A 3,922-nucleotide genomic window follows, 5' to 3' on the forward strand; every position below is an offset into this window, starting at 1 on the left:
AGGCGGCCAATAAAAAGATGCCCAAGAGCAGGGCGAAGGGGCGAGTGCAGGAGAACATCATGATGAGAGAGGGGAGTTTAGGCTTCGAAATCAGACTTACACAAGCCTTAGATGTTCACGAAATCCGCGCCTGTCTTTTGCTTGCACTCTGACGGGATTGCCACAGACTCCGCGCTCCCCGCCCCCTGAACCAATCGCAATGAGCCACCCCAAGAAGACCTCTGTCGCCTGCAATCGCAGGAATTGCATGAAGACGGAATTTTTCGCACAGTGACGTATTTTCGCACTTTCTCGAATCCCTGCTTGATGCGCAGGGTGTTTTGCTGATAAAACTTTAAAATATTGGAACAACCAGCCCACACAATGAAACCCATCAGCTTGATTCTCGCATCTTTACTTCTTGCCAATGTCCTGCAGGCGCAAGCGCCGGCGACTGGTGAAAAACTGCCTGATGTGAAAGTGAGAATCAAAAATGTGCAGGTTGAAGAACAGCAGACACCGCAATTGAGCGTGTCCAACGTCAAGATGAAGCGCTGGACGCCGAAGAACTGGATTGAATTTGACGTGGAGTTTGACATCAAGCTTCCTGTGGAAGCAGGTGGGAGAAAAGGGAGCTACCCAGGCATGCAGCTCAATATTTATGCGGCGCTGCAAGAAATGACCAAGGAGGCCAAACCGAAACGCATCGTGCTTCAGGGAACATTGGATCTGCTGGACATCCCTGCGGATGAACCCTGCCACGCGCTGGGCTACATTTCTCCAGCCGCGATGAAGTCCCTCACCATGAAGGACACCGTGACGGCCTCTGTCGACATTCAGGGGTGGGGCGTTGAAATCGTCGTTGATGGCAAAGTCATTGCCGCCAAGTCGAGCATTGGTAAGAGTCCCTGGTGGGAGATCAAAGACAATTTTTCGATCATGCAAGGAATGGTGCTCAACAAGATGCAGACACCCTTTGCCGCTGTTTTTGGCGATTACGATGTTCCGGTGAAAGCCAAGTAACCAAGCAAGCCGAACTCGCCGCAAGTTTTCAACAGATCAGTGATATAAACCCTCCCCAGCATGGCAGACCCAACTAGCATTGCAGTCATCAGTCTCGGCTCCCAACGTGTCAGCGGAGCCTTCTTCGGCAAGACGTCTGGAGGGGATCTTATCCTGAAGCGGTACGAAATCGTTGAACTGGATGGCGATCCCTCTGTGGATGTCAGCCGCGTGACGCAGCTGAAGTCGGCGCTGCAGGAGCTCGTCTCCAAGGTGAAAATCAAGGGCCAGAAGACCTGGTGTTCCGTGCCCGGGCACCCAGTGTTCAGCCGATTTGTGAAGCTGCCTCCCGTGCAGGGGGACAAGCTGGCGCAGATCGTTGAGTTCGAAGCGCGGCAGAATGTGCCGTGGCAGCTCGACGAAGTCTCCTGGGACTACGAAGTGGTCTCCAAGTCTGATCTGGGCGAAATCGAAGTGGTGCTGGCCGCCATGAAGTGTGAGCCGCTGAACGAGATGCATGAGGAAGTTTCTTCCTGCGGCGTCAATGTGATCGGGATGGATGTGGGGCCGCTGGCGCTCTACAACGCTTTCCGTTACAGCTATCCCGATGTGGATGAGCCGGCGTTGATCGTAGACATGGGGGCCCGCTCGACAAATCTGGTGTTTGTTGAAGGAGATCGCTTTTTCACCCGCAATCTGCTGGTGGGCGGGGCTGCCGTCACGAACGCGATCGCCAAGGAATTTGGTATTTCCTTTGCCGAGGCCGAGCGCCAGAAGCGTTCCCAGGGCTTTGTGGCCCTTGGCGGAGCGGTGGAGGACCACCCGGATGAAGGCGTGAACGCCATGTCCAAGGTCATGCGCAATTCGATGACGCGTCTCCATGCGGAGATCATGCGCACGATCACCTTTTACCGCAGCCAGCAGGGTGGCAGCGCGCCGAAGCGCGTGTTCCTCGCGGGCGGTGGCTCGGGTGCAGGCTACATTGCTGAGTTTTTCGCGGAAAAATTGAAGCTGCCGGTGGAGATTTACAACGGGCTGCGTGGTGTGCAGACTGATCGTGGAGTGAGCGCGGATGCCGCCCAGATGGATGCACCAGCGCTTGGAGAACTCGTTGGTCTGGCACTGCGTGGCATGGGCTCCTGTCCGTGCGAAATCGAGCTCGTTCCCGGGGCGCTGGCCTCGGCGCGTGATGCGGCTCGTCGTGCACCGTCTTTGATTCTGGCGGGGATCTGCGTCATGGGAGCCCTGGCTGCCTCGATCTTCTGGTTCAAGAGCGCGAGTGCGGTGGTGGAAGAACGTGCTGCCGCCCTGACGGCTGAAAGCGGGCAGCTCAGCGGTCTGGCCAATCAAATCCGCCAGCTGGATGCCAAGCAGGAAGAACTTCGAGTTCGCAGTTCGCAGCTGGAGCAGGCTGTGACGGACCGCTCCTGGTGGGCGCATCTGCTCAATGATCTCAATCAGCAGTTCGACAATGATCTTATCTGGCTGCCTGTGATCGAAGTGCTGAAGGATGGCAAACCCATCACGAAAGCGCTTTGGGGAGGTGATGAAAACGTCACCAGCAGTTCTTCTGCTGCCAACAACTCCAAAGCAGGTGCACCTGCTGCGCCGGTTTACACACTGCGTCTGCGGGGCTTGTATCGTAAGAACGACAAGGGAGAGCAGAAGGTGGTCTATGATTTTGCCGCGAAGCTGGCGAAACTGGACGCCTTCAACGCGCCGGATTTTGAAGCCAAACGTGACACATATGTGAAGGTTGACAGTGGCGTGGATGAAGTGCGCTACGCCTATCACTTCGAAATTAAAATGCCTCTGCGCAATCCTCTGCAATTTCAATAAAGCATCATGGACTGGATACGTGAAAATAAACCATTGGCCGCCATTCTTGGCGTAATCGTCGTCGGCTCGCTGGCCCTTGGCTATCTGTTGTTTGATGCATGGAGTGTCTATGCAGAAACCAAGGAAGGCTATCTTGGTCTGGGCAATCAGGTCGCGGGCTTGAAGGGTGCCCAACTGGCCCCCACGGAGGCCAATCTGAAGGCCAAACAGGACTCGGTGGCCGAGTACGCGAAGCTGGTGGACACCCTTGGCAAAACGGTTCTTATCCTTCAGCCGAAGGTTGCGCCGATCAATGACATTGAGTTTCAGGACAAGCTCAAAGCCAAGATCTCTGAAATCCGCAAGACGTCTGTGCAGTCGAAACTGCAACTTCCTGCAGAATTCTCCTTCGGTTTTGATGACTACACCCACACGCTGCCCAAATCTGGCGCTGAAGCCACCGAGCTTTCCGGTTATCTGGACGCCGTGGATGAGCTGACGAAGCTCTTCATGAAATGCGGGGTGCAGTCGCTTGATCTGTTGGAGCGCTCCAAACTGCCCGTCGAGGCTGCGGCGACATCAACTCCCGCGCAGCAGCAGGGAAACAACAACGCAGGAACGCGGGGCCAGGTGGTTGGCGGCATTCTTGAGAAACGTCAGGTTTCGGTGGTTTTGACCTTGGATCAGGGGCCCTTGCAGCTGCTGATCAGCCGCCTGACCAGCCCGACCGACATGCCGTATTTCACCAGCCTGCGCATGCTGCGCATTGAGAATCAACGCCAGGATGGGCCGCTGGTTTCTGAAGTCAGGCTGCCGACCGAAGAGGTCAACCCTGCAGGCGCTGTCAAAACGGAAGAGGCCGCAACGGATGAGATCAAGCCACCGCCGCCTGCGTTTGTGGATGCCATTCCCGTGTTTGGGAATGAGCTTCTGAAGGTCAGGCTCGAAATCGATCTGATCAAATTTTTGGACGCCGCCGCAGGGGTTGCGGCCCAGGCTCCCGCCGGACGTTGATCTCACTTTATAAAAATCCGCAGCCTTAAAGCACCACCATGCAGAACCGACAGGGCAACTACGAAAAAACCATTCTGATCATTTCCTCCCTCCTAGCGATTGGGGTGGC

Annotated in this window: 3 protein-coding genes; all 3 read left to right on the forward strand. The window is 55.7% G+C overall.

Annotated features, from left to right (window positions below; translation table 11 throughout):
• The first annotated feature begins 363 nt into the window (after positions 1-363).
• The 3 genes from ACIREA_RS28120 to ACIREA_RS28130 are packed head-to-tail and all read left to right on the forward strand — an operon-like array spanning position 364 to position 3,813.
• Positions 364-1,002, forward strand: a complete 639-nt coding sequence (locus ACIREA_RS28120; protein WP_397385636.1) for an Amuc_1102 family pilus-like protein — start codon at positions 364-366, stop codon at positions 1,000-1,002.
• Positions 1,003-1,062: 60 nt separating this feature from the next.
• Positions 1,063-2,820: an Amuc_1101 family PilM-like pilus complex protein gene (locus ACIREA_RS28125; protein ID WP_397385637.1), complete on the forward strand. Its 1,758-nt coding sequence runs from the start codon at positions 1,063-1,065 to the stop codon at positions 2,818-2,820.
• A gap of 6 nt (positions 2,821-2,826) precedes the next feature.
• Entirely contained in the window at positions 2,827-3,813 is a 987-nt protein-coding gene (locus ACIREA_RS28130) for an Amuc_1100 family pilus-like protein (protein ID WP_397385638.1), read from the forward strand.
• Positions 3,814-3,922: the final 109 nt, after the last annotated feature.

This window comes from Prosthecobacter sp., assembly GCF_044373815.1.
In the GTDB taxonomy this organism is placed as follows: domain Bacteria; phylum Verrucomicrobiota; class Verrucomicrobiia; order Verrucomicrobiales; family Verrucomicrobiaceae; genus Prosthecobacter.

Bases quoted from the DNA above. Each gene is read 5' to 3' on its own strand.
- ACIREA_RS28120 (WP_397385636.1), top strand. From the start codon at position 364: ATGAAACCCATCAGCTTGATTCTCGCATCTTTACTTCTTGCCAATGTC.
- ACIREA_RS28130 (WP_397385638.1), top strand. From the start codon at position 2,827: ATGGACTGGATACGTGAAAATAAACCATTGGCCGCCATTCTTGGCGTA.
- ACIREA_RS28125 (WP_397385637.1), top strand. From the start codon at position 1,063: ATGGCAGACCCAACTAGCATTGCAGTCATCAGTCTCGGCTCCCAACGT.